This is a genomic window from Streptomyces sp. NPDC104367, from assembly GCF_055583825.1.
In genome coordinates this window covers 18092-38494 of record NZ_JBVJND010000025.1, presented here as the reverse complement: position 1 = coordinate 38494, position 20403 = coordinate 18092, and the positions used below count along the sequence as shown (strand labels likewise).

Here is a 20403-nt window from a genome sequence, read left to right as displayed (position 1 = left end):
ATGGGACGTTTAACCTTCGGAAAGATCCACTTTGACGCGGCCACGTCCGGCGCGGCGACAACACCGGTATGCGTGTCGTCATCGTGACCGAATCCTTTCCCCCCGATGTGAACGGCGTGGCCCACTGCGCGCTCCAGACCGCCCGACACCTCGTCGACCGCGGTCACGCTCCCCTGGTCGTCGCTCCCGCCCCCGCCCCCGGAAACAGGCTCGCCGCGGCCGCCGCGCCCTGCCCTGTCGTCCACGTCCCCTCCCTCCCGCTCCCGGGCTATCCCCAGGTCCGCGTGGCTCTCCCCAGCCGCAAACTCGCCGCCGCGCTGATCGACCACCGTCCCGACGTGGTCCACCTGGCCAGCCCCTTCATCCTCGGCGTCCGCGGCATGGCAGCCGCCGCCCGGCTCGGCATCCCGGCCGTCGCCGTCTACCAGACCGACCTGGCCGGATACGCCCGCACCTACGTGGGCGCCGGGGAGGCGGCCGCCTGGCGGCGGATCCGGTCCGTGCACGGCGCCGCCGACCGCACCCTCGCCCCGTCCACCGCCTCGATCGGCGACCTGGAGGCGCACGGGGTGCCCCGGATCCAGCTGTGGCAGCGCGGCGTGGACACCGTCCGCTTTTGCCCCGGGTTCCGCGACGAGGCCCTGCGCCGCGAACTCGCCCCGAACGGCGAGGTCATCGTCGGCTACGTCGGCCGCCTCGCCCCCGAGAAGCAGGTCGAACTCCTCGCCGGAGCCTGCGGGCTGGAGGGCGTCAAGGTCGTGATCGTGGGGGACGGGCCCAGCCAGGCCCACCTCACCGAGGCCCTGCCCGGCGCGGTCTTCCTCGGCCGCCGCACCGGCCACGACCTCGCCCGCGTCTTCGCCTCGTTCGACGTCTTCGCCCACACCGGCCCCTTCGAGACGTTCTGCCAGACCGTCCAGGAGGCCATGGCCAGCGGCGTCCCGGTCGTCGCGCCCGCCGCCGGCGGCCCGATCGACCTGGTCGACCACGGCCGCACCGGCTTCCTGGTCCCGCCGCGCGACGCCGGCGCGGTCCGGGAGGCCGTCGCCTCCCTCGTCGCCGACGCCGGTCTGCGGGCCCGGTTCGGCGCCACCGCGCGGGCCACCGTCGAGGGCCGCACCTGGGCCGCGGTCGGCGACCAGCTGATCGGCCACTACGAGGACGTGCTCGCGGCACGCCGGCCGGTGATGGCGGCATGAACACCCCCGCGTCCGCCCCGCCCGCGCCGCTGCGCATCGTCCGGCTGGCCAACTTCGTCGCCCCGTCCTCCGGCGGTCTGCGCACCGCCCTGCGCGAACTCGGCAAGGGCTTCGTGGCGGCCGGACACGAGGCGGTGCTGATCGTGCCGGGCGAGCGCTTCTCGGACCGGTGCGAGGAGCAGGGCCGGGTCGTCACCCTGCCCGGCCCGCTGCTGCCCGGCACCGGCGGCTACCGCGTCCTCACCGACAGACGCCGGGTCCAGACCCTCCTGGAGGACCTCGCCCCGGACCGCCTGGAGGTCTCCGACCGCACCACCCTGCGCTGGACCGGCCGCTGGGCCCGGCGCGCCCGGGTCCCCGCCGTGATGGTCTCCCACGAGACCGCCGACGGCGTCCTGCGCACCTGGGGCATGTCCGAGAACCTCTCCCGGCGCACCGCCGACGCCCTCAACATCCGCACCGCGCACACCTACGCGCGCGTGGTGTGCACCACCGAGTTCGCCGAGCGCGAGTTCATCCGCATCGGCGCGCGCAACGTCGTACGCGCCCCCCTGGGCGTCGACCTGACGGGCCGCCACCCCGCCCTGCGCGACCTCGGCCTGCGGGCACGCCACGCGCGCGCGGACGAGACGCTGCTCGTCATGTGCTCGCGGCTGTCCGTCGAGAAGCGGCCCGGCACCGCCCTCGACGCCGTGGAGGCGATGGTGCGGCGCGGACGGCGCGTGATCCTCGTCGTCGCCGGTGACGGGCCGCTGCGGGCGCGGCTGGAACAACGCGCGCGGGAACGCCGGCTGCCGGTGACCTTCCTGGGTCACGTCTCCGACCGGGACACCCTGGGCGCGCTCCAGGCGTCCGCCGACGTCGCCCTGGCGCCCGGGCCCGCCGAGACCTTCGGGCTCGCCGCCCTGGAGGCCATGGCCTGCGGGACGCCCGTGGTCGCCAGCGCCTCCTCCGCGCTGCCCGAGGTCATCGGGTCCGCGGGAGCCACCGCGGCCGACCGCGGGGAGGCGTTCGCCGACGCCGTGGAGACGCTCCTGGAGCGGCCGGGCGCCGAGCGCCGGGCGGCGGCACGCGCGCGTGCGGAGTGCTTCGGCTGGGGGACGGCCGTGGAGGCCTTCCTCGCCGCGCACGACGCGCCGCTGCCGTGTCGTCGCGACGAGGGCGGAGCGACGGCACCGATCCGTCGTGTCGTGCCGGAGGGCGTGGCATGAGAGCCGTCCGGTTCGTGGCGCTCGGGGACTCGCTGACCGAGGGCGTGGGCGATCCCGCCGGCGAGGGGTGGCGCGGCTGGGCCGCGCTGCTGGCCGGCGGACTCGCCGCGCGGGAGGTGGACTTCACCAACCTCGCGGTCAGCGGGGCGCAGACCCGGGACGTGCTGGAACGCCAGACTCCGGCCGCGCTGGCGCTGCGCCCCGACATCGTCGCCGTCGTCATAGGCGTCAACGACACCCTGCGCTGCACCTTCGACATCCACGCGGTGGCCGAACGGCTCGACAGGGTCTACGCGGCCTTCACCGCCTCGGGCGCCACCCTGCTCACGGCCTGCCTGCCCGACCCGGGCTCGATGCTCGGCCTCCCCGGCGCCCTGGCCCGCCCGCTGGCCCGCCGGCAGCGGGCGGTCAACATGGTGGTGCACGCCCTGTCCGAGCGGTACGGGGCCGTCCACCTGCACGCGGCGGAGGGCGCCTGGCTCACCGACCGCGCGATGTGGAGCGCGGACCGGCTGCACCCCGGCGAGCGCGGCCACCGGCAGCTCGCCGTCCGCTTCCACGCCCTGCTCGCCCCGCTGGGCAAGGCGACGGGCAGGGCGCCGTCGCCCGACCCCGAGTTCCCGCCGCCGACCAGGAAGGCGAGCCTGTTCTGGCTGGCCACGGCCGGCACCGCGTGGGTGATCAGGCGCTGCCGCGACCTCCTGCCGCAACTGCTGAGCCTGGCCGTCGACGAGATGCGGCACCGCCGCAAGGGCACCAGCGCCCGCCTGGACCTGAGCGCGTCCGCCGCCGTCTCCGCCGCGCTGGCCGCCCTCCAGCCACCCGAACGCCCCGCGGACGCGGCCTGAGCCGACGACGGCGCGTCTGCGGGCGGCGCCCAGGGGGCGCGCCATCTGCGGACGGCGGTGGCTGTGAACGGTGCGGACGGCGGCGGACGGTGGCGTTTACGGACGGTGGCTGCGGGAGCGTGGCGCCTGGGGTTCGGTGTCCGGGATTCGGTGCCTGCGGTTTGCCGGCGGAGGTTCCGCGTCGGCGGTTCAGCGCTCGTGGGTCAGGGCCCGCGGGCCGGTGCTCATGGGTCAGGGCCCGCGGGTCGGCGCTCGTGGGTCAGCGTCGGCGTACGGCCACGAAGCGGAGCGGGGTGCCCGGGACCGCCTGGGCCGCCGCCGGGAGGTCGGCCGCGCGGACCACGGCGATCACCGGATAGCCGCCGGTGGTCGGATGGTCCGCCAGGAACACCACCGGGCGCCCGTCCGGGGGCACCTGGACGGCGCCGAGGACCATGCCCTCGCTGGGCAGTTCACCGGCACGGACCCGCTCCAGTGCGGGCCCCTCCGTACGCAGCCCGATGCGGTTGCTCGCCGACGACACGCGGTACGCGCGCGAGGTGAGCGTCCGCACCGCCTGTGGGGTGAACCAGTCGGCGCGCGGGCCGGGCGTCACCCGCAGCACCAGTTCGGCAGGCGGAGCGGGCTGCGGTACGACGTCCACGCGCGCGGGCGGCCCCGCCGGAGCGCCCAGCGGCAGCACCGCGCCGTCCGCCAGCGGAGCGGGACCGAGCCCGGAGAGGAGATCCGTGGCCCGGCTGCCCAGCACCGGCTCGACGGCGACACCGCCGCGGACGGCGACATAGCTCCGTACGCCTGACAGCGCCGCCCCCACGTCGAGCAGTTCCCCGGCCGGCACCACGACGGGCGCCCCCCACGCGGCCGGACGCCCGCCGACCGTGACCGGACACGGCGCGCCCCCGACCGCGACGACCACCGTCGAACGCGGCCGTACGGCACAGCCGTTCAGCGTCGTCTCCAGGACCGCCGCGTCGGGCGGGTTGCCCACCAGCCGGTTGACGAGCGCCGCGGCGGGTCCGTCCAGCGCCCCGGAGCGGGGCACCCCGAGATGCGCGTGACCGGGCCGCCCCCGGTCCTGCACCGTGGTCAGCGCCCCGGCCCGTACGACGACGAGCGCCCGGTCCGTCATACGCCCCCCACCGGCCCGACCGGCGCCACCGGTCCCGTCGGCCCCACCGGTCCCACCGCTTTCGTCGGCCCTACCGGTCCCGTCGGTCGCACTGGCTCCGTCGGTCGCACCGGTTCCGTCGGCACGAACCGTACGCGCGTCCCCGGTGTGAGCAGTGCGGCCGGTACGCGCGCGTGGTCCCACAGCACCGCCTCCGTCGTCCCGATCAGCTGCCAGCCGCCCGGCGAGGAGCGCGGGTACACCCCGGTGTACGGACCGGCCAGTGCCACCGCGCCCACGGGCACGGCCGTGCGCGGGGTGGCCCGGCGCGGCACGTCGTACCGCGCGGGGAGACCGGTCAGGTAGCCGAAGCCCGGCGCGAAGCCGCAGAAGGCGACGGTGAACTCGGTCCCCGCGTGGACACGGGCGACCTCCCGCTCCGACACCCCCCAGTGCGCGGCGACCTCGGCGAGGTCGGGTCCGTCGTAGCGCACCGGCAGCTCGATCGCGGCACGCGCGCGCGGGGGAGTGGCCGGGATCCGGGCGGCGGCCAGTTCGGCTGCCTCGCGCGCCGGGTCGTCCAGGCCGTCGAGGAGGACCGTGCGGGCGGCCGGCACGATGTCGCGGACCGTCAGCGAACCCTCCGCGCGGCGCCGCAGCAACTCGGCGTGCAGGGCCTGCGCCTCGGCGCCGGAGCCCACCTCGACGAGCAGGGCGTCGTCACCGACCAGGTGGGTTGTCATAGGCATGGTGGTTCCGTCCGGCAGGTGACCGCTCACGCGAAGGCCGCCACGGTCACGCCCGCCGCCACGAGCCGCGCACGCACCCTGCGGGCCAGCTCCACGGCGCCCGGGGTGTCGCCGTGCAGACAGAGTGAGCGGGCGCGCACGGCGATGCGCGCGCCGGAGTGCGCGGTGACCGCGCCGGAGCGCGCCAGTTCCACAGAGCGCTCCACGACCGCCTCCGGGTCGCTCACCACCGCGCCCTCGCGCCCGCGCGGGACGAGTGTGCCCTCGTCCGTGTAGGCGCGGTCCGCGAACGCCTCCGGGACGGCCGGCAGCCCCGACTCGGCCGCCAGCTCCAGCACCCGGGAACCGGGCAGCCCCAGGACCGGCAGCGAGGCGTCCGCGAGGAGCACGCCGTCGACCACCGCGGCGGCCTGCTCCTCGTCGTGCACGACCCGGTTGTAGAGCGCGCCGTGCGGTTTCACGTACGCCACGCGCGCGCCGGCCGCGCGTGCGAAGACCTCCAGGGCGCCGATCTGGTAGGCCACCTCGGCCGCCAGCTCGGCGGGCGGCACGTCCATCGCGCGCCGCCCGAACCCGGCCAGGTCCCGGTAGGACACCTGGGCGCCGATCGTCACCCCGCGCTCGGCCGCCAGCTCGCACACCCGCCGCATGGTGGCCGCGTCCCCGGCGTGGAAGCCGCAGGCCACGTTGGCGCTCGTGACGACGGACAGCAGCTGCTCGTCGTCGGTGAGCCGCCAGCGGCCGAAGCCCTCGCCGAGGTCGGCGTTCAGGTCGATCGAGGTCATCTGCTGTCTCTCGTCTCAGGCCACGCGGAACTGCTCGTCGCGGGCGTCGCTGATGAACATCTGGCCCGGCGCGTGGGTGATGGCGAACGGCGGCCGCGAGGCCGTCACCGCCGCCTGCGGGGTCACCCCGCACGCCCAGAACACCGGGATGTCGTCCGGACCGAGGTCGACGGGGTCGCCGTAGTCGGGCCGGCCGAGGTCGCCGATGCCGAGCGCCGCGGGATCGCCGCAGTGTACGGGGCCGCCGTGCACCGCCGGGAGCAGGCTGCTCTCCCGGATCGCCGCCGACAGGTGCCGCGGCGGCACCGGGCGCATCGAGACCACCATCGGCCCGCGCAGCCGCCCCGCCGGACGGCACTGCCGTCCGGTCACGAACATCGGCACGTTCCGGCCCTGTTCGACATGGCGGATCGGCACGCCCGCCGCGGCCAGCGCCCACTCGAACGTGAAGCTGCACCCGAGCAGGAACGACACCAGGTCGTCCCGCCAGTAGGCGCGCACGTCCGTCGGCTCGTCGGCCAGCTCCCCGTCCCGCCAGACCCGGTAGCGCGGCAGGTCGGTGCGCAGGTCCGCGCCGTCCGCGAGGACGGTGCCGGTGGCGCCGGCGTCGGTGACGTCGAGCACCGGACAGGGCTTGGGGTTGCGCTGGCAGAACAGCAGCATGTCGTACGCCCAGTCGGCGGGCACCGAGATCAGGTTGGCCTGGGTGTGACCGGCCGCGACCCCGGCCGTGGCGCCCGTGAGGCCGTGCCGGAAGCGGTCCCGGGCGGTTTTCGGGCTCCACGCGTGCGCGTGCTTCTCGACGAGGGCGACGGGACGGTCGTCCGCGACGGCGGTGAGGGCGCAGTCCTCCGTACGGTTCACGCCAGTTCCTTCCCGCGCGTCTCCGGCAGCCCGAGCAGCGCCACCGCGGCCAGCGCGTATCCGGCCGCGCCGAAGACCAGCGCGCCGCCCACGCCCCAGCTGTCGGCCAGGAAGCCGACCAGGGTCGGGAAGACGGCGCCCACCGCGCGGCCCGTGTTGTAGGTGAAGCCCTGCCCGGTGCCGCGCACCGCCGTCGGGTACAGCTCGCTCAGGTACGAACCGAAGCCGCTGAAGATCGCCGACATGCAGAACCCGAGCGGGAAACCGAGCACCAGGAGCAGCGTGTCGGCGCCGTTCGGGATGTTCGCGTACGCCAGCACGCAGACCGCCGACAGCAGGGCGAACAGCCAGATGTTGCGGCGCCGTCCCAGCCGGTCGGTGAGGTGGCCGCCGGTCAGGTAGCCGAGGAAGGCGCCGGAGATCAGGAAGGTCAGATAGCCGCCGGTGCCGACGACCGACAGACCGCGCTCGGTCTTCAGGTACGTCGGGATCCAGGTCGCCAGCGTGTAGTAGCCGCCCTGCACACCGGTGGACAGCAGGCCGGCGAAGAGCGTGATCCGCAGCAGACCGGGCGCGTCGGCCGAGCCCGGCCGGAAGATCTCGGCGAACGAGCCGCGCCGCGGGCTCCGTTCACGCGCCGCGACCGCCTGCGGGGCGTCGTGCACCCGGCGCCGCAGCCACACCACGAGCAGCGCGGGCAGCGCGCCGGTCCAGAACATCACCCGCCAGGCCAGGTCGGCGCCGACGAACGAGAAGACCAGCGTGTAGACGACCGCCGCGAGCGCCCAGCCCACGGCCCAGGAGCTCTGGACCGCACCGAGCGTGCGGCCCCGGTGCCGGGCGCTCGCGTACTCGGCGACCAGGATCGCGCCGACCGCCCACTCACCGCCGAAACCGAGGCCCTGGAGGGCGCGGAACAGCAGCAGCGTCTCGTAGTTCGGCGCGAAGCCGCACGCCACGGTGAAGACCGCGTAGGTGCTCACCGTGATCATCAGGGCGCGGACCCGGCCGACCCGGTCCGCGACCACGCCCGCCACGGCGCCGCCGATCGCCGAGACCACCAGGGTGACGGTGGTGAACAGGCCCGTCTGGCCGCTGTCCAGACCGAAGTAGGCCGCCAGCGCGACCATGCTCAGCGGCAGGGTGAAGTAGTCGTACGAATCCAGGGCATAGCCGCCGAAAGCTCCGGCGAACGCGCGCCTGCCGCGCGGACCGAGGGCGCGCAGCCAGCCGAACGCGCCGTCCTCGGCGGGGTGTTCGCCCGTGTCGGGGCGGGTGTCGGACCGGGCCTGCGGTGGAGGAGTCGTGCTCATGTGCACCTCACAGATGAGGGGACGGAGGGTGCGGGACTGAGCAGTGCGGTGCCGTTCCTGAGGCTGTTCCTGAGGCCGCTCCCGAGGAGGCGTGCCGAGGGAGCGTGCTGAGCACCGTAGAGGATCGTTCAACGATCCTTCAATACCCACGTTGTTTCGTCCTTGCGTCTGCGGTTGAATTCCGGGCATGGCAGAGCAGCTGACGGGACTGGCCGACGACCGCGCGCTCCTCGGGCGCACCAGCACCGCCGAACGGGTCTCCGACATCCTCAGGAGCCGTATCGCCGACGGTTACTTCCCGCCAGGCACCCGCCTGTCGGAGGACGGCATCGGCGGCGCGCTCGGGGTCTCCCGCAACACCCTGCGTGAGGCGTTCCGGCTGCTCACCCACGAGCGCCTGCTCGTCCACGAGCTCAACCGGGGCGTCTTCGTCCGGGTCCTGACCGTGGAGGACGTCGAGGACATCTACCGCACCCGGACCCTCGTCGAGTGCGCCGTCGTACGCGGCCTCGGCGAGCCGCCGTACGCCCTCCACGCGCTGTCCGCGGCGGTCGCCGAAGGGCAGCGGGCCGCCGCCGCGAATGACTGGAAAGTGGTGGGTACGGCCAATATCCACTTCCACCGGGAACTCGTCGCCCTGGCCGGCAGCGAGCGCACCGACGAACTGATGCGCAGTGTCTTCGCCGAACTCCGCCTCGCGTTCCACGTCGTCGACGACCCGCACGCCCTCCACGAGCCGTACCTGGCCCGCAACCGGGAGATCCTGCGGACCCTCGAGAACGGCGACGGACGGACGGCCGAACGCCTGCTGGAGACCTATCTCACGGACTCCCTGGAGAGGGTGGTCGAGGTCTACCGGCGCCGCGTGGACGGCGCGCCCTGAGGGGCGCCGCCCGCCGCCGGAGCCATCCGCGCCGTTTGGGCCGATGTCAGACCTAGGACCTAGTCTGTGCACCGTGACTTCGCCTGCATCGACGGACAGCGTTCCGCCCCAGCTCGGCGCGGGGCCGCGCCCGGCACCGGGCCCGGCCGCCGACGAGGGGCTGGCGCGGCGGCTGCGCGCGCTCGCGTGCACCGCGCCGCTGCACGACCTCGACGCGCGCAAGGCGAACCTGGCCGGCGAGTACTCGGTCTACGGCATGGCGGAGGTGGCCCTCTCCGCCATCGACCTGGTCACGCTGAACATGGACTTCGACACCGGCGCCGACCACGAGCAGATCGTCGCCCGGCTGATCCCGCGCATCTCCGCGCAGACCCCGCACCGTCCCGTCGCCGAGCACGAGCGCGTGGCCCGCTGGGTCCTGGAGAACCTGATCAACGTCGGCAGCGTCGACCGCGGCTTCCGCGCGGTGTACGGCACTTTCGCGTCCGACGGCTCCTACGTCCGCCGCGACTACGACTTCAAGCTGCTCGAAGAGGTCCCGGGCCCCGGCGGCACGGTGTACCTGCGCACCACCGACGAGGCCGTCAACGTCCTGGTGGGCGCCCTCGACACGGACGTCACCAGCGCCCAGATCGCCGCCGAGGTGAAGCTGGAGGTGCTGATCAACCGCGGTCGGCTCGCCGACGCCCAGCTCGCCGCCGAGCAGGCCCGCTACCGCACCGTGCAGTACTCGGAGAGCCTGCGCCGCGCCCTGGACGCCACCCGGCGCAACGTCCGCGCGGTCGACTGGCTCAACGCCGTGCCCGACATGATCGCCGAGGCGCTGGACCACGTCGCCGACCGCTACCGGCACGAGAACGCGATCCTCACCAACATCCGCAAGGCCCGCGACGAGACCGAGGACGCCGAGAACAAGCGGCGCGCCGCCGAGCTCGTCGACATCGTCAAGGACTGCATCCGACGGCACACCCAGTTGCAGTCGCGACTGCTGGAGGCCGGACCGCTGTTCCGCGCGGAACAGGACCGGCAGGCGTTCGCCACGCCGATGACCACGTCGGGGACGGACCTGTACGGACACCTCTTCGCACCGGTGCTGCCCCTGCCGCTCGCCGAGGCGAGCCGGGTCACGAGCGCGTTCTTCGCCCACGGCACCGGGCTGCGGACGCCGGTGTCCGTGCGCCTGAACGACCTCGTCGACATCCTGCTGACGCCCCCCGTGGAGCGGGAGCACCTGGGCGCGGAGATGCCGGAGCCGGACCTCATCGCCACGCCCGACGACAGCCGGTTCAGCGAGGAGCAGCTGGCGGCGGCGAAGGAACTGCTGGACCTTCCGGCCGACGCGCCGCGGCGCCTGTCCGGACTGCTGGCCCAGGCCCGGCGGTCCGATCCCGACCTGCCCTATCTCGTCGCCCTGCTGGCGGTGCACGCGGCCAGCCCGGCCGTCGGCACGGCGTACCGCCAGGGCGAGGAGAAGCTGCTGTTCGCCGTGGACGACGGGATCGAGCTGGACGATCCCGAGTTCGGCGGGGCGGATCTGATCGTGGGGACCGCTCTGCTCGACGCGGCGGGGATGGCCGCGGACCGGACCGAGGCCGCGTGATGCCGTGTGCCCGGTGCGCGTCCGCACGCCGTGTGCCCGGTGCCCGGTGCGCGTCCGCCCCGGCCGGCCGCGTCCACGCGGCGGCAGCCGCGGACGCACCACGGTCCCGCGTCCCCCGCAGGGCGCGCCAGCACATCCCTGTTCCTGAGTTCGAGGAGTTGTCGTCGTGAGCGAGTACGCCGAGGCCGAGGCGCCCGCCGGGGTGGCGGCGCAGGCCGCCGTCACGCCCGCGGACGCCGCCGATGCCGCGCGGCTCGTCGCCTTCGGACTGCAGCCCAAGCTGCAGCCCGCGCGTGATCAGGAGTACACCGAGCTGCTGCGGCGTTACCGGGAGGACCCGGCGTTCGCGCGGCTCGCCGACGCCGTGGCCGCCGGGCTCGGACTGGTGGTGCTGGAGGTGTCGCCCCGCGCGGGCATGGCCGTCACCGCCGCCGAGGACTCGGTGTTCGCCGTTCGCATGGGCGACTACGCGCGTCGTACGTCGGCGGACGGCAGCGACCGCTTCCTGCACGGGCTCGCCCATCTCGCCGTCGCCGCACTGGCGTTCCCGCGTCCCGAGGACCTGGCCGACGACGGGTACATCGGGCGCATCACGGTCAACGGCGTCGACGCCTTCGTACGGCAGGCCTGCCGCCGCCTGGAGGAGCGGGCCGAGGAGCTGGGGGAGAACACCGACCCGGCCACCGACGCGCCCGGCCTGGAGGCCGCCTGGCGGATCTGGGCCAGACGCAGCGCGACCGGCGCCACCAAGGACGCCCGCCGGCTGGCCGGTTCCACCACCGGCATCATCGGCAAGGCGGTCGCCTTCCTGACCGACTCAGGGTTCCTCCAGCGCACGGGGGACGAGCAGGGCGGCACCTACCGCACGACCGCCCGCTACCAGCTCCAGGTACGCGACACGGCCGGCAGCGCCGCCATGGCCGAACTGCTGGAACTCGGCGTCGTCCCGGTCACCGACGGCACCGCCAGCCTGATGCCCGCCGACGACACCGAGGACCTGGACCTGGTCGCCGACGCCGGGCTGCCGTTCCACTCCTGAGCCGCCAGAACCACCCTCTTCTTCCCCAGACTTACGAGAGTCCGCCATGTACGAGCTGTCCCGGATCCGCCTCTACTCCATCGGGCCGGCCGGTGCGCGCTACGCCGACACCGTGCTGGACCTGCGGGGTGTCGGCGAGCCCGTGCCCGACCCCGCGCCCACCCAGGCGGAGTTCTTCGAGGAGGAACCGGTCGGCCCGCCCCGCCGGCCCGCGCCCGCGGGCGTGCTCTTCCTGGAGAACGGCGGCGGCAAGTCGGTCCTGCTCAAGCTGATCTTCTCGGTGATGCTGCCGGGACACCGCAACACCCTGGGCGGCGCCAGCTCCGGCGTGCTGCGCAAGTTCCTGCTGGCCGACGACTGCGGGCACGTCGCCCTGGAGTGGCAGCACACCCTCACCGGCGAGTGCGTGGTCGTCGGCAAGGTCAGCGAGTGGCGGGGGCGGCAGGTCTCCAGCGACCCGCGGAAGTTCGCCGAGGCCTGGTACTCGTTCCGGCCCGGCCCGGGGCTCTCCCTGGACAGCCTGCCGGTCGCCGAGGCCACCGCCGTACGGCCGCCCGTGGAGGGCGCCTCCGGCGCGCAGGGGCGGCGGCGCACCATGAAGGGCTTCCGGGACGCCATCACCGAGGCGGGCAAGTTCTACCCGCATCTGGAGGTGCACTGGGAGGAGATCCACGACCGCTGGATCGAGCACCTCGGAGAACTCGGCCTGGACCCCGAGCTCTTCCGCTACCAGCGCGAGATGAACGCCGACGAGGGCGAGGCCGCCGGCCTCTTCGCGGTCAAGAAGGACTCCGACTTCACCGACCTGCTGCTGCGCGCCGTCACCGACACCCGGGACACCGACGGGCTCGCCGACCTGGTCGGCGGGTTCGGCAACAAGCTGGGCCGGCGCGCCGAACTGATCGCCGAGCGGGACTTCACCGCCGGGTCGGTGGACCTGCTCGGGCGCATCGTCGACGCCGCCGAGAGCCGGTCCCGCGCGCGGGACGTCCACGCGGGCGCCGAGCGCCGCACCCGCACGCTGGCGCGCCGGTTGTCCGCGCGGGGCGTGCGGGAACGGGTGCGCGCCGCCGACCTCGCGCAGCGCGTCACGGCCGCCGCCTACGCCGTCACCCACTCCGAGGGCGCCCGCGAGCGCAGCGCCCTGATCGCCAGCGAACTCGCCTACCGGCACGCCTCGCTGGCACTGGCCGTCGGCGAGAAGTCCGCCGCCGCGCAGAAACGCGAACTGGCCGACGCCCGCACCCTGCACTCCGCCTGGCAGGCCGCCGAGTCCGTGCTGCGCCACCGCGCCGCCGCCGACCGCGTCGCGCGCGTGGCCGCCGTCATCCAGGAGGCCGAGCGGGACGCGGCCCCCGCCCTCGCCGCCCGGGCCAGGGCCGCCGTCGACCTCGTACGCGCCCTGCACGCGGCCGCCGAGAGCGCCGAGCACCTCGCCAACGAGGAGGAGGAGCGGTCCGCCGCGCTCCAGGAGGTCAGCGACGCCGCGTACCGGGACTCCACCTCCGCCGCCACCGAGGCACAGCGCGCCCGCAGCGAGGCCGGGCACCTGCGCCAGCGCCTCACCGAGGTCGAGCAGGAGACCGCCGAGGCCGTCCGCGCGGGCTGGCTCGACGACAGCGCGCCGGACGCCGACCCGGCCCGGGCCGCCCTCGCGGCCAGCGACGCCGAGAAGACCGCCGTGGCCGCCTGGGACACCGCCCGCGAGGCCTCCCGCAAGACGGCCGAGCACGCGCGCGAGGTGGCCTCCGCCGAATCCCGCGCCGAACTCACGGCCGCCCGCGCGGCCGACGCGGCGACGGCCGCCGAGCGCACCCACGACGCCGAGAAGCGGCTCGCCGAGGCCCTCGCGGCGGAGGAGCGGCTCACCGAACTGCTGGGCCTCACCGGCTCCCGCCCGGCCATTCCGCGGCCCCGGGGCGAGGAGAGCGACGGCGGTCTCACCGCCGAGGAACTCGACCGGTTCGCCGACGAACTGCGCGAACTCCTCGACGACGCCGTCGGCTCCGCCGAGCGCCACCTGTTCGAACTGCGTACGGCCGCCGCCGACGACTCCCGGATCCTGGGCGCCCTGGGCGACGGCGGACTGCTGCCGCCCGGCCCCGACGTGCTGGCCACGGTCGAGTACCTCGGCGAGCACGGCATCCCCGCGCTGCCCGGCTGGCGCTACCTCGCGCAGGCCGTCGACCCCGCCGACCACGCGCGCGTGCTCGCCGCCCGCCCCGAACTCGTCGACGGCGTCGTCATCACCGACCCCGACACCCACGCACGGGCCCGCGAGGTGCTGGGCGAGGCCGCGCTGCTGCCGCGCTCCGCCGTCGCCGTCGGCACGGCCGCCGCCCTGCTGGCTCCCACCCCACCGGCCGACGACACCCCGGGCGACGTGTTCCTCGTGCCGCCGAACCCGGCCATGCACGACGAACACGCCGCCGACGAGGAACGGCAGACCCTGCGCGCGCGGGCCACCGAGCGCGACGAGGAGATCCGGACCCTCGCCGCCCGGCTCGGCAAGGACCGCGAACTGGCCGCGCGGCTCGCCTCCTGGCGCACCGGCTGCCCCGCCGGCCGGCTCGTGGAACTGGCACGGGCCGCCGGGGACGCACGCGCCTTCGCCGAGGAGGCCGAGGCCGAGCTGGCCGAGGCCCGGACCCTGCGGGCCGAGGCCGAGGAGGCCGCCGCCGAGGCCGCGCAGGCGCGCGACGAACGGCAGGAGGCCGCGCAGAAGGCCCGGCGCGCCGCCGACGCCCTGGCCGGGCTCGCGTTCCGGCTGCGCGAGCGGGCCGGATGGCAGGTGAAGCTGCGCGAACTCGCCGACGACGCGACCGAGTCGGAGGCCCGCGCACAGTCCTGCCTGGAGCGGGCCCGCGCCGCCGACGAGGACCGGCGCGGCGCCCAGCGCGCCGCCGACGACGCCCGCCGCACCGCCCGCGCGCTGCGCGCCGAGCGCTCCGAGATCGCCGGCGCCCCCGACGACGTGCCCGAGGCGGACGAGGACGCCCCCAGGTCCTCGCTGCCCGCCCTGCGCGAGGCCTACCGGGCCGCCTCCCAGGTCTACGAGAAGGTCGGGGTCGGCGCCGACCTCCGTGCCGAACAGGCCCGTTCGGAGAGCGACGAGAGCGCCGCGCTCGCGGAGCTGGACCGGCTCAGCAACAAGGTCCGCACCCGCGCCGAGCAGCTGCTCCAGTCACCCGACGGCTCGGACGGCCCCTCCCGGCAGGCCGCCGCCGCCCGCGCGGAGGAGCTGGTGCAGCTCCTGGAGACCCGCATGTCCACCGCGAGCGAGCAGCTCGGACGGCTGCGCGGCGAGGCCGAACGGCACGCCCCCGAGGACCGCGAGGCCCACACCGAACTGCCCGAGGAACTCCAGCCGCGCGACGCCGAGCACGCGCAGGCCCTCCTGCGCACCGCCACCGCCGAACTCGCCTCCCGCACCGAGGCACTGGCCCAGGCCCGCGAGGCCCACACCGAACTGCTGGACGCGCACCGCGCGGCCGAGGACGCGGCGAGCGGCTTCGACGAGATCGCCGCCATGCTCCGCGACCTGCTGCGCGAACACACCTCCGAGGAGGACCAGGAGGAGCCCGAGCCCTATCCCGGCAGCCCGGAGGAGGCCCGGCAGTCCGCCGCCGAGGCCCGCCGGTCGCTGCGCGGCTGCGCCGGCGACCTCTCCGCCGCCGAGTCCGCCGTGCGCGAGGCGAGCGACATCCTCGTGCGGCACGCCAACTCCACGCGGTACGAGGCGGTACGGACCCCCGCGCGGCAGCAGATCCGTGAGCTGCCGGCCTCCGCCCTGCCCGAGCACGCCCAGAAGTGGGCCGACGCCTTCGCCCCCCGCCTGCGGGTGCTGACCGACGAGCTGGCCCAGCTGGAGCGGAACCGGGACTCGATCGTGGACCGGCTGCGGGGCCTGGTCGAGTCCGCGCTCGCCACCCTGCGCTCCGCCCAGCGGCTGTCCCGGCTGCCCGAGGGACTCGGGGAGTGGTCGGGCCAGGAGTTCCTCCGCATCCGCTTCGAGGAACCCGACCAGGCCACGCTCACCGAGCGGCTCGGCGAGGTCGTCGACGAAGCGACCCGGGCGGCCGTCAAGAAGAACTCCGACCTGCGACGGGACGGAATGTCCCTGCTGCTGAGGGGAGTCGGGGCGGCCCTCCAGCCGAAGGGGATCGCCGTCGAGATCCTCAAGCCCGACGCGGTGCTGCGCGCGGAGCGGGTACCGGTGGGGCAGATGGGCGACGTGTTCTCCGGCGGCCAGCTGCTCACGGCCGCCATCGCGCTCTACTGCACCATGGCCGCGCTGCGCAGCAACGACCGCGGACGGGACAAGCACCGGCACGCCGGGACGCTGTTCCTCGACAACCCCATCGGGCGCGCCAACGCGACCTACCTGCTGGAACTCCAGCGGGCCGTGTCGGACGCGCTGGGCGTGCAACTGCTCTACACGACCGGGCTGTTCGACACGACCGCCCTGGCGGAGTTCCCCCTGGTCATTCGCTTGCGCAACGACGCCGACCTACGGGCCGGTCTCAAGTACATCAGCGTGGAGGAGCACCTCCGGCCCGGGCTGCCGCAGCAGCCGCAGGCCGAGGAGGCCGTGCACAGCGAGATCACCGCCACCCGGATGTTCAGGAAGCCCTCGGCCTGACGGCACCCGAGGAGCGCCGTATCCGCTCCTGCTCACGCTCGGCGGCCCGCTCCAGCCGCCGGGCCGCACGCCGTTCGCGACGGAGCGCGCGGGCCGTGCTGCTGGGCTGCGAGACCACGCCGTTGCGCTGGTTCCACACCTGGCGGGTCACCAGGACGTCGACCGTGCTCCAGGTCGCCACCACGGTGCTCACCACGCTGCTGATCACCATGGGGAACGCCAGCCAGGAGTCCGCGAGCGTGCACAGGAAGGCCACCATGGCCTGGATCAGCGTGACGGCGATGATGATCACCGCCCGCACCACCGACGTACGCACCGGGTCCGGCATCCGGTACCGCTTGGCCGGTTCCTCGACCCACAACGGCCGGTACCGCGCCTGCTGTTGTGTGCGCATCGGCTCCTGCCGCACCGCCGGGCGCGTCGCCGCGCCGTCGTCGTGCGCCAGGCGCCGCTGAGCCGTCCCCATCAACGTGTCACTCCCCACCGCCGGCAGACCCCTCGCACCGGAGTCCCATGACCCCGGCTCCCCAGTGGCTGCCCGGCTTGCGCTGTTTTACGCCGCCAGGATGCGGCTTGCGGCTCCTGTGGCCGATTCCGCACCCAATGCCCAAGCATAAGGACGAACGAAGTCGCCCGAAGATTCCCGACCGGCGAAAAATTTCGGCCAACTGATCCTTCGTGCCGTTCCCGCCCCACTCGCGCAAAGACGGTGCGATCGCGGTGGCAATCTCCCGCAATGCCCGGACAACTCTCCCTGCCCGTCCGTCATGTGTCGACACCGGCACGGAAGTTCATCCTCCGGACGCGTCTTCGAGTTATCCATGTGACGGTAGTAGGCTCGCGCCGTTTGTTGACGCACATGTGTACCCCCGATCGTCGGGGGACAAGCTGGGGGAGGCCATGCGCTTTCGCGGGAAGTCCATCCGCCGGAAGATCGTGGCGCTCCTTCTTGTGCCGCTGGTGTCCCTGACGGCCGTCTGGGGCTTCGCGACCGTGCTCACCGGACGCGAGGTGACCGCGCTGTTCCACGTGTCCTCCGTCGTCGAGGACATCGGCTACCCCACCGAGGACGTGGTCCGCGCGCTCCAGCAGGAACGCCGGCAGACCCTGGTCTACCTCGCCGACCCGCGGGCCGCCGACGCGCTCACCGCGCTGAACCGCACCCGCGCCGCCACCGACGAGATCGTGGCCGGACTGCGGAAGAACGCCGGGCAAGACCACGTACGCAACGGCATGGACGACGACGACAGCGAGCGTCTCACCGCCGAACTCGACGCCCTCGGCGGCATCGGCTCCCTGCGCCGCAGCGTCGAGGACGGCACCGTGGACCGCGCCCAGGCCCTCGGCCTCTACAACGACGTCGTCGACCCCTGCTACGCGCTGCTGGCCGTCCTCGACGGCGTCGACGACGTGGAGATGGACAAGCAGGCCCGCGCCCTCGTCAACATCACCCGCGCCCGGGAGTACCTCGCCCGCGAGGACGCCCTGCTGGGCTCCGCCCTGGTGGTCGGCGAGATCTCCCGCACGGAGACCCGCCAGATCTCCGACCTCGCCGCCCAGCGCACCCTGCTGTACGACATCAGCCTCCCGCTGCTGCCGTCCGCCGAACGCGACCGCTTCGACCGCTTCTGGCAGAACGCCGACACCGCACCGCTGCGGGCCGCCGAGAAGTCCGTCGTCGCCGCCGGCTCCGGAGTGCCCGACGACGTCACCGCGAAGAGCTGGGACACGGCCGCCGCGCACGTCCTCGACGGCCTGCGCACCCTCGACGACCAGGTCGGCGACCGCTATCAGGACCGCATCCGGCCCGTGGCGATCACCGTGATCGCCCAGGCCGCCGTCGTCGGCGTCCTCGGCCTGGCCGCCGTACTGGTCTCGCTCGTCCTGTCGGTCCGGGTGGGCCGCTCCCTCATCCGCGACCTGCGGCTGCTGCGCCAGGAGGCGCACGAGGCCTCCGACGTCCGGCTGCCGAGCGTGATGCGCCGGCTGTCCGCGGGCGAACAGGTCGACGTGGAGACCGAGGTCCCGCTCCTGGAGTACGACAAGAACGAGATGGGCGAGGTCGGCCACGCCCTCAACACCCTCCAGCGCGCCGCCGTCGAGGCCGCCGTGAAGCAGGCCGAACTGCGCGCCGGCGTCTCCGAGGTCTTCGTCAACCTCGCCCGCCGCAGCCAGGTCCTGCTGCACAAGCAGCTCACCCTGCTCGACACCATGGAACGCCGGACCGAGGACACCGACGAACTCGCCGACCTGTTCCGCCTCGACCACCTCACCACCCGCATGCGCCGGCACGCCGAGGGCCTGGTGATCCTCTCCGGCGCCGCCCCCTCGCGGCAGTGGCGCCGGCCCGTCCAGCTGATGGACGTGGTACGGGCCGCCGTGGCCGAGGTCGAGGACTACGAGCGCATCGAGGTCCGCCGGCTGCCCCGAGTCGCCGTCACCGGCCCCGCCGTCGCCGACCTCACCCACCTCGTGGCCGAACTCCTGGAGAACGCCACGGTGTTCTCGCCCCCGCACACCGCCGTCCAGGTCCTCGGCGATCGCGTCGCCAACGGATTCACCCTGGAGATCCACGACCGGGGCCTGGGCATGGCAGCCGAAGCGCTGCTGGACGCCAACCTGCGGCTCGCCGAGACGCCCGAGTTCGAACTCTCCGACACCGACCGGCTGGGCCTGTTCGTGGTCAGCCGCCTCGCCCAGCGCCAGAACGTCCGCGTCTCGCTCCAGCCGTCGCCCTACGGCGGCACCACCGCCGTCGTCTTCATCCCCGACGTACTGCTGACCGACGACGTCCCGGACACCAACGGCCTCGGCTTCCGCCTCGACCGGGACCGCCCCGCGAAGGGCCGGCCCGAGGAGGGCCGGGCCGGCGCCCTCTCCCCGGTGGCGGCGCAGCGGTCCGGGCCGTCTGCCGCGCTGCTCGGCGGAGCGGTCGAACTGGAGGCGCCCGTCGGTCTGGACGCGCTGGACGGCTTCCCCGGCGCCCTCGCCGACGAGGACAGCGAGCGCGGCGGCCTGTTCCGCCACCGCCGCTCCCTCGCCCGCGCCGACGACACCGCCTCCGGCACGAGCGAGCCGCAGCAGCAGACCCCCGCGCCGTCCGACGGCCACGTCGACGACCGTCCCGGCGGCCCCGCCGCGCTGCCCAGACGGCGGACGCCCAAGCTGGTCAGCTCGCACGGCAAGCCCGTCACCGAGCAGCGCTCGCGCCGCCCCGAGCCCGACGACCGGGACCCGGCCGGCCCGGCCCGCCCCGAACCGGGCGGACTCGCCCCGCTGCCCTCGCGCCGTCGCACCGAACCGTCCGCGCAGCGGACCATCGGTCCGGCCGACCGAGCCGAGGTCCGCACGACGCCCCGGACGGGCGGCTCCGGCGAACCCGCCGGGCCCGCCGCCCTGCCGCGGCGCACCCGCCGCTCCGAGAACCCCTCCGGCGGCGGCACCCAAGACTCCGTCCCGTCCCTGGGCGGCATAGCACCGGAGGCCGAGCCCGGCACCCGGCCGCTGCCCAAGCGGGTACGGCAGGCCAATCTGGCCCCACAGCTGCGACAGGACACCGCACGACGTGCCGCGCACCCGACGGAGCCCGTCGAGCGCGACGCCGACGAGGTCCGCAGCCGTATGGCCTCGCTCCAGCGCGGCTGGCAGCGCGGCCGTGAGGAGAACGCCGCGGGCGACGGGTCCCGGAACGGCACAGCACAAGGAACGACTAAGGGGGACGGCCGATGACCGATCCGAAGGCGACCGACCGCACGGCGACCATCAAGGGCGAGCTGAACTGGCTCCTGGACGACCTCGTGGACCGGGTCGCCAGCATCCGCAAGGCCGTCGTCCTCTCCGGCGACGGCCTGGCCACCGGTGTCTCCAAGGACCTCACCAGGGAGGACGGCGAGCACCTGGCGGCCGTGGCCTCCGGCTTCCACAGCCTGGCCAAGGGCGTGGGCCGGCACTTCGAGGCGGGCAGCGTCCGGCAGACCGTCGTCGAACTCGACGACGCCTTCCTGTTCGTCACGGCCGCCGGTGACGGCAGCTGCCTCGCCGTCCTCTCCGACGCCGACTCCGACGTCGGCCAGGTCGCGTACGAGATGACCCTCCTGGTCAAGCGGGTCGGCGTACATCTGGGGTCCGCTCCGCGCACCGATCTGTCCGCGGGCGGGTAGTG

At 74.6% G+C, this 20403-nt stretch carries 15 protein-coding genes; 9 read left to right on the top strand and 6 right to left on the bottom strand.

Annotated elements, in window-relative coordinates; genetic code table 11:
* Positions 1-68: 68 nt before the first annotated feature.
* Genes ACZ619_RS31635 through ACZ619_RS31625 form a run of 3 tightly spaced genes read left to right on the top strand, consistent with a single transcriptional unit; the run spans position 69 to position 3258 of the window.
* A complete protein-coding gene (locus ACZ619_RS31635; protein ID WP_469606189.1) occupies positions 69-1199 on the top strand; it encodes a glycosyltransferase family 4 protein in 1131 nt (376 codons plus the stop codon).
* Positions 1196-2410, top strand: a complete 1215-nt coding sequence (locus tag ACZ619_RS31630; protein ID WP_469606187.1) for a glycosyltransferase — start codon at positions 1196-1198, stop codon at positions 2408-2410. Before ACZ619_RS31635 ends, ACZ619_RS31630 begins: the two co-directional genes overlap by 4 nt.
* A complete protein-coding gene (locus tag ACZ619_RS31625; protein WP_469606185.1) occupies positions 2407-3258 on the top strand; it encodes an SGNH/GDSL hydrolase family protein in 852 nt (283 codons plus the stop codon). Before ACZ619_RS31630 ends, ACZ619_RS31625 begins: the two co-directional genes overlap by 4 nt.
* A 259-nt stretch (positions 3259-3517) precedes the next feature.
* Here the strand turns inward: ACZ619_RS31625 and ACZ619_RS31620 are convergent, their stop codons facing one another.
* Genes ACZ619_RS31620 through ACZ619_RS31600 form a run of 5 tightly spaced genes read right to left on the bottom strand, consistent with a single transcriptional unit; the run spans position 3518 to position 8077 of the window.
* Positions 3518-4387, bottom strand: coding sequence for a 5-oxoprolinase subunit C family protein (locus tag ACZ619_RS31620; protein ID WP_469606182.1), 870 nt, complete (start codon positions 4385-4387; stop codon positions 3518-3520).
* Positions 4384-5109, bottom strand: coding sequence for a 5-oxoprolinase subunit B family protein (locus ACZ619_RS31615; RefSeq protein WP_469606399.1), 726 nt, complete (start codon positions 5107-5109; stop codon positions 4384-4386). The genes ACZ619_RS31620 and ACZ619_RS31615 overlap by 4 nt, the downstream gene beginning before the upstream one ends.
* A gap of 32 nt (positions 5110-5141) precedes the next feature.
* On the bottom strand, positions 5142-5900 hold the full coding sequence (locus ACZ619_RS31610; protein ID WP_469606179.1) for a LamB/YcsF family protein: 759 nt from the start codon (positions 5898-5900) through the stop codon (positions 5142-5144).
* Between the two features lie 15 nt (positions 5901-5915).
* Positions 5916-6764 (bottom strand): putative hydro-lyase, encoded by an 849-nt coding sequence (locus ACZ619_RS31605; protein ID WP_469606176.1) that lies wholly within the window; start codon positions 6762-6764, stop codon positions 5916-5918.
* Positions 6761-8077 (bottom strand): MFS transporter, encoded by a 1317-nt coding sequence (locus tag ACZ619_RS31600; protein ID WP_469606174.1) that lies wholly within the window; start codon positions 8075-8077, stop codon positions 6761-6763. The genes ACZ619_RS31605 and ACZ619_RS31600 overlap by 4 nt, the downstream gene beginning before the upstream one ends.
* A 187-nt stretch (positions 8078-8264) precedes the next feature.
* Here ACZ619_RS31600 and ACZ619_RS31595 point away from each other — a divergent pair, with 187 nt between their 5' ends.
* The 4 genes from ACZ619_RS31595 to ACZ619_RS31580 all read left to right on the top strand — a co-directional run bounded on the left by ACZ619_RS31595 (position 8265) and on the right by ACZ619_RS31580 (position 16241).
* On the top strand, positions 8265-8960 hold the full coding sequence (locus ACZ619_RS31595) for a GntR family transcriptional regulator (RefSeq protein WP_469606171.1): 696 nt from the start codon (positions 8265-8267) through the stop codon (positions 8958-8960).
* A gap of 73 nt (positions 8961-9033) precedes the next feature.
* The gene (locus tag ACZ619_RS31590) at positions 9034-10560 is read left to right on the top strand and encodes a hypothetical protein (RefSeq protein WP_469606169.1); all 1527 of its coding nucleotides are present in this window, start codon (positions 9034-9036) and stop codon (positions 10558-10560) included.
* A gap of 166 nt (positions 10561-10726) precedes the next feature.
* Positions 10727-11599 carry a hypothetical protein gene (locus ACZ619_RS31585; RefSeq protein ID WP_469606167.1) on the top strand — a complete coding sequence of 291 codons (873 nt, stop codon included), beginning with the start codon at positions 10727-10729 and terminating at the stop codon, positions 11597-11599.
* 46 nt (positions 11600-11645) lie between these two features.
* The gene (locus ACZ619_RS31580; RefSeq protein WP_469606164.1) at positions 11646-16241 is read left to right on the top strand and encodes a hypothetical protein; all 4596 of its coding nucleotides are present in this window, start codon (positions 11646-11648) and stop codon (positions 16239-16241) included.
* On the opposite strand, the gene ACZ619_RS31575 is transcribed toward ACZ619_RS31580, so the two are convergent.
* Positions 16222-16707, bottom strand: a complete 486-nt coding sequence (locus ACZ619_RS31575; RefSeq protein WP_469606163.1) for a hypothetical protein — start codon at positions 16705-16707, stop codon at positions 16222-16224. The genes ACZ619_RS31580 and ACZ619_RS31575 overlap by 20 nt on opposite strands.
* A 434-nt stretch (positions 16708-17141) precedes the next feature.
* Here ACZ619_RS31575 and ACZ619_RS31570 point away from each other — a divergent pair, with 434 nt between their 5' ends.
* Complete coding sequence (locus ACZ619_RS31570) at positions 17142-19970, top strand: sensor histidine kinase (protein ID WP_469606160.1); 2829 nt, start codon at positions 17142-17144, stop codon at positions 19968-19970.
* Positions 19967-20401 carry a roadblock/LC7 domain-containing protein gene (locus ACZ619_RS31565; RefSeq protein ID WP_469606158.1) on the top strand — a complete coding sequence of 145 codons (435 nt, stop codon included), beginning with the start codon at positions 19967-19969 and terminating at the stop codon, positions 20399-20401. Before ACZ619_RS31570 ends, ACZ619_RS31565 begins: the two co-directional genes overlap by 4 nt.
* The last annotated feature ends 2 nt before the right edge of the window (positions 20402-20403 follow it).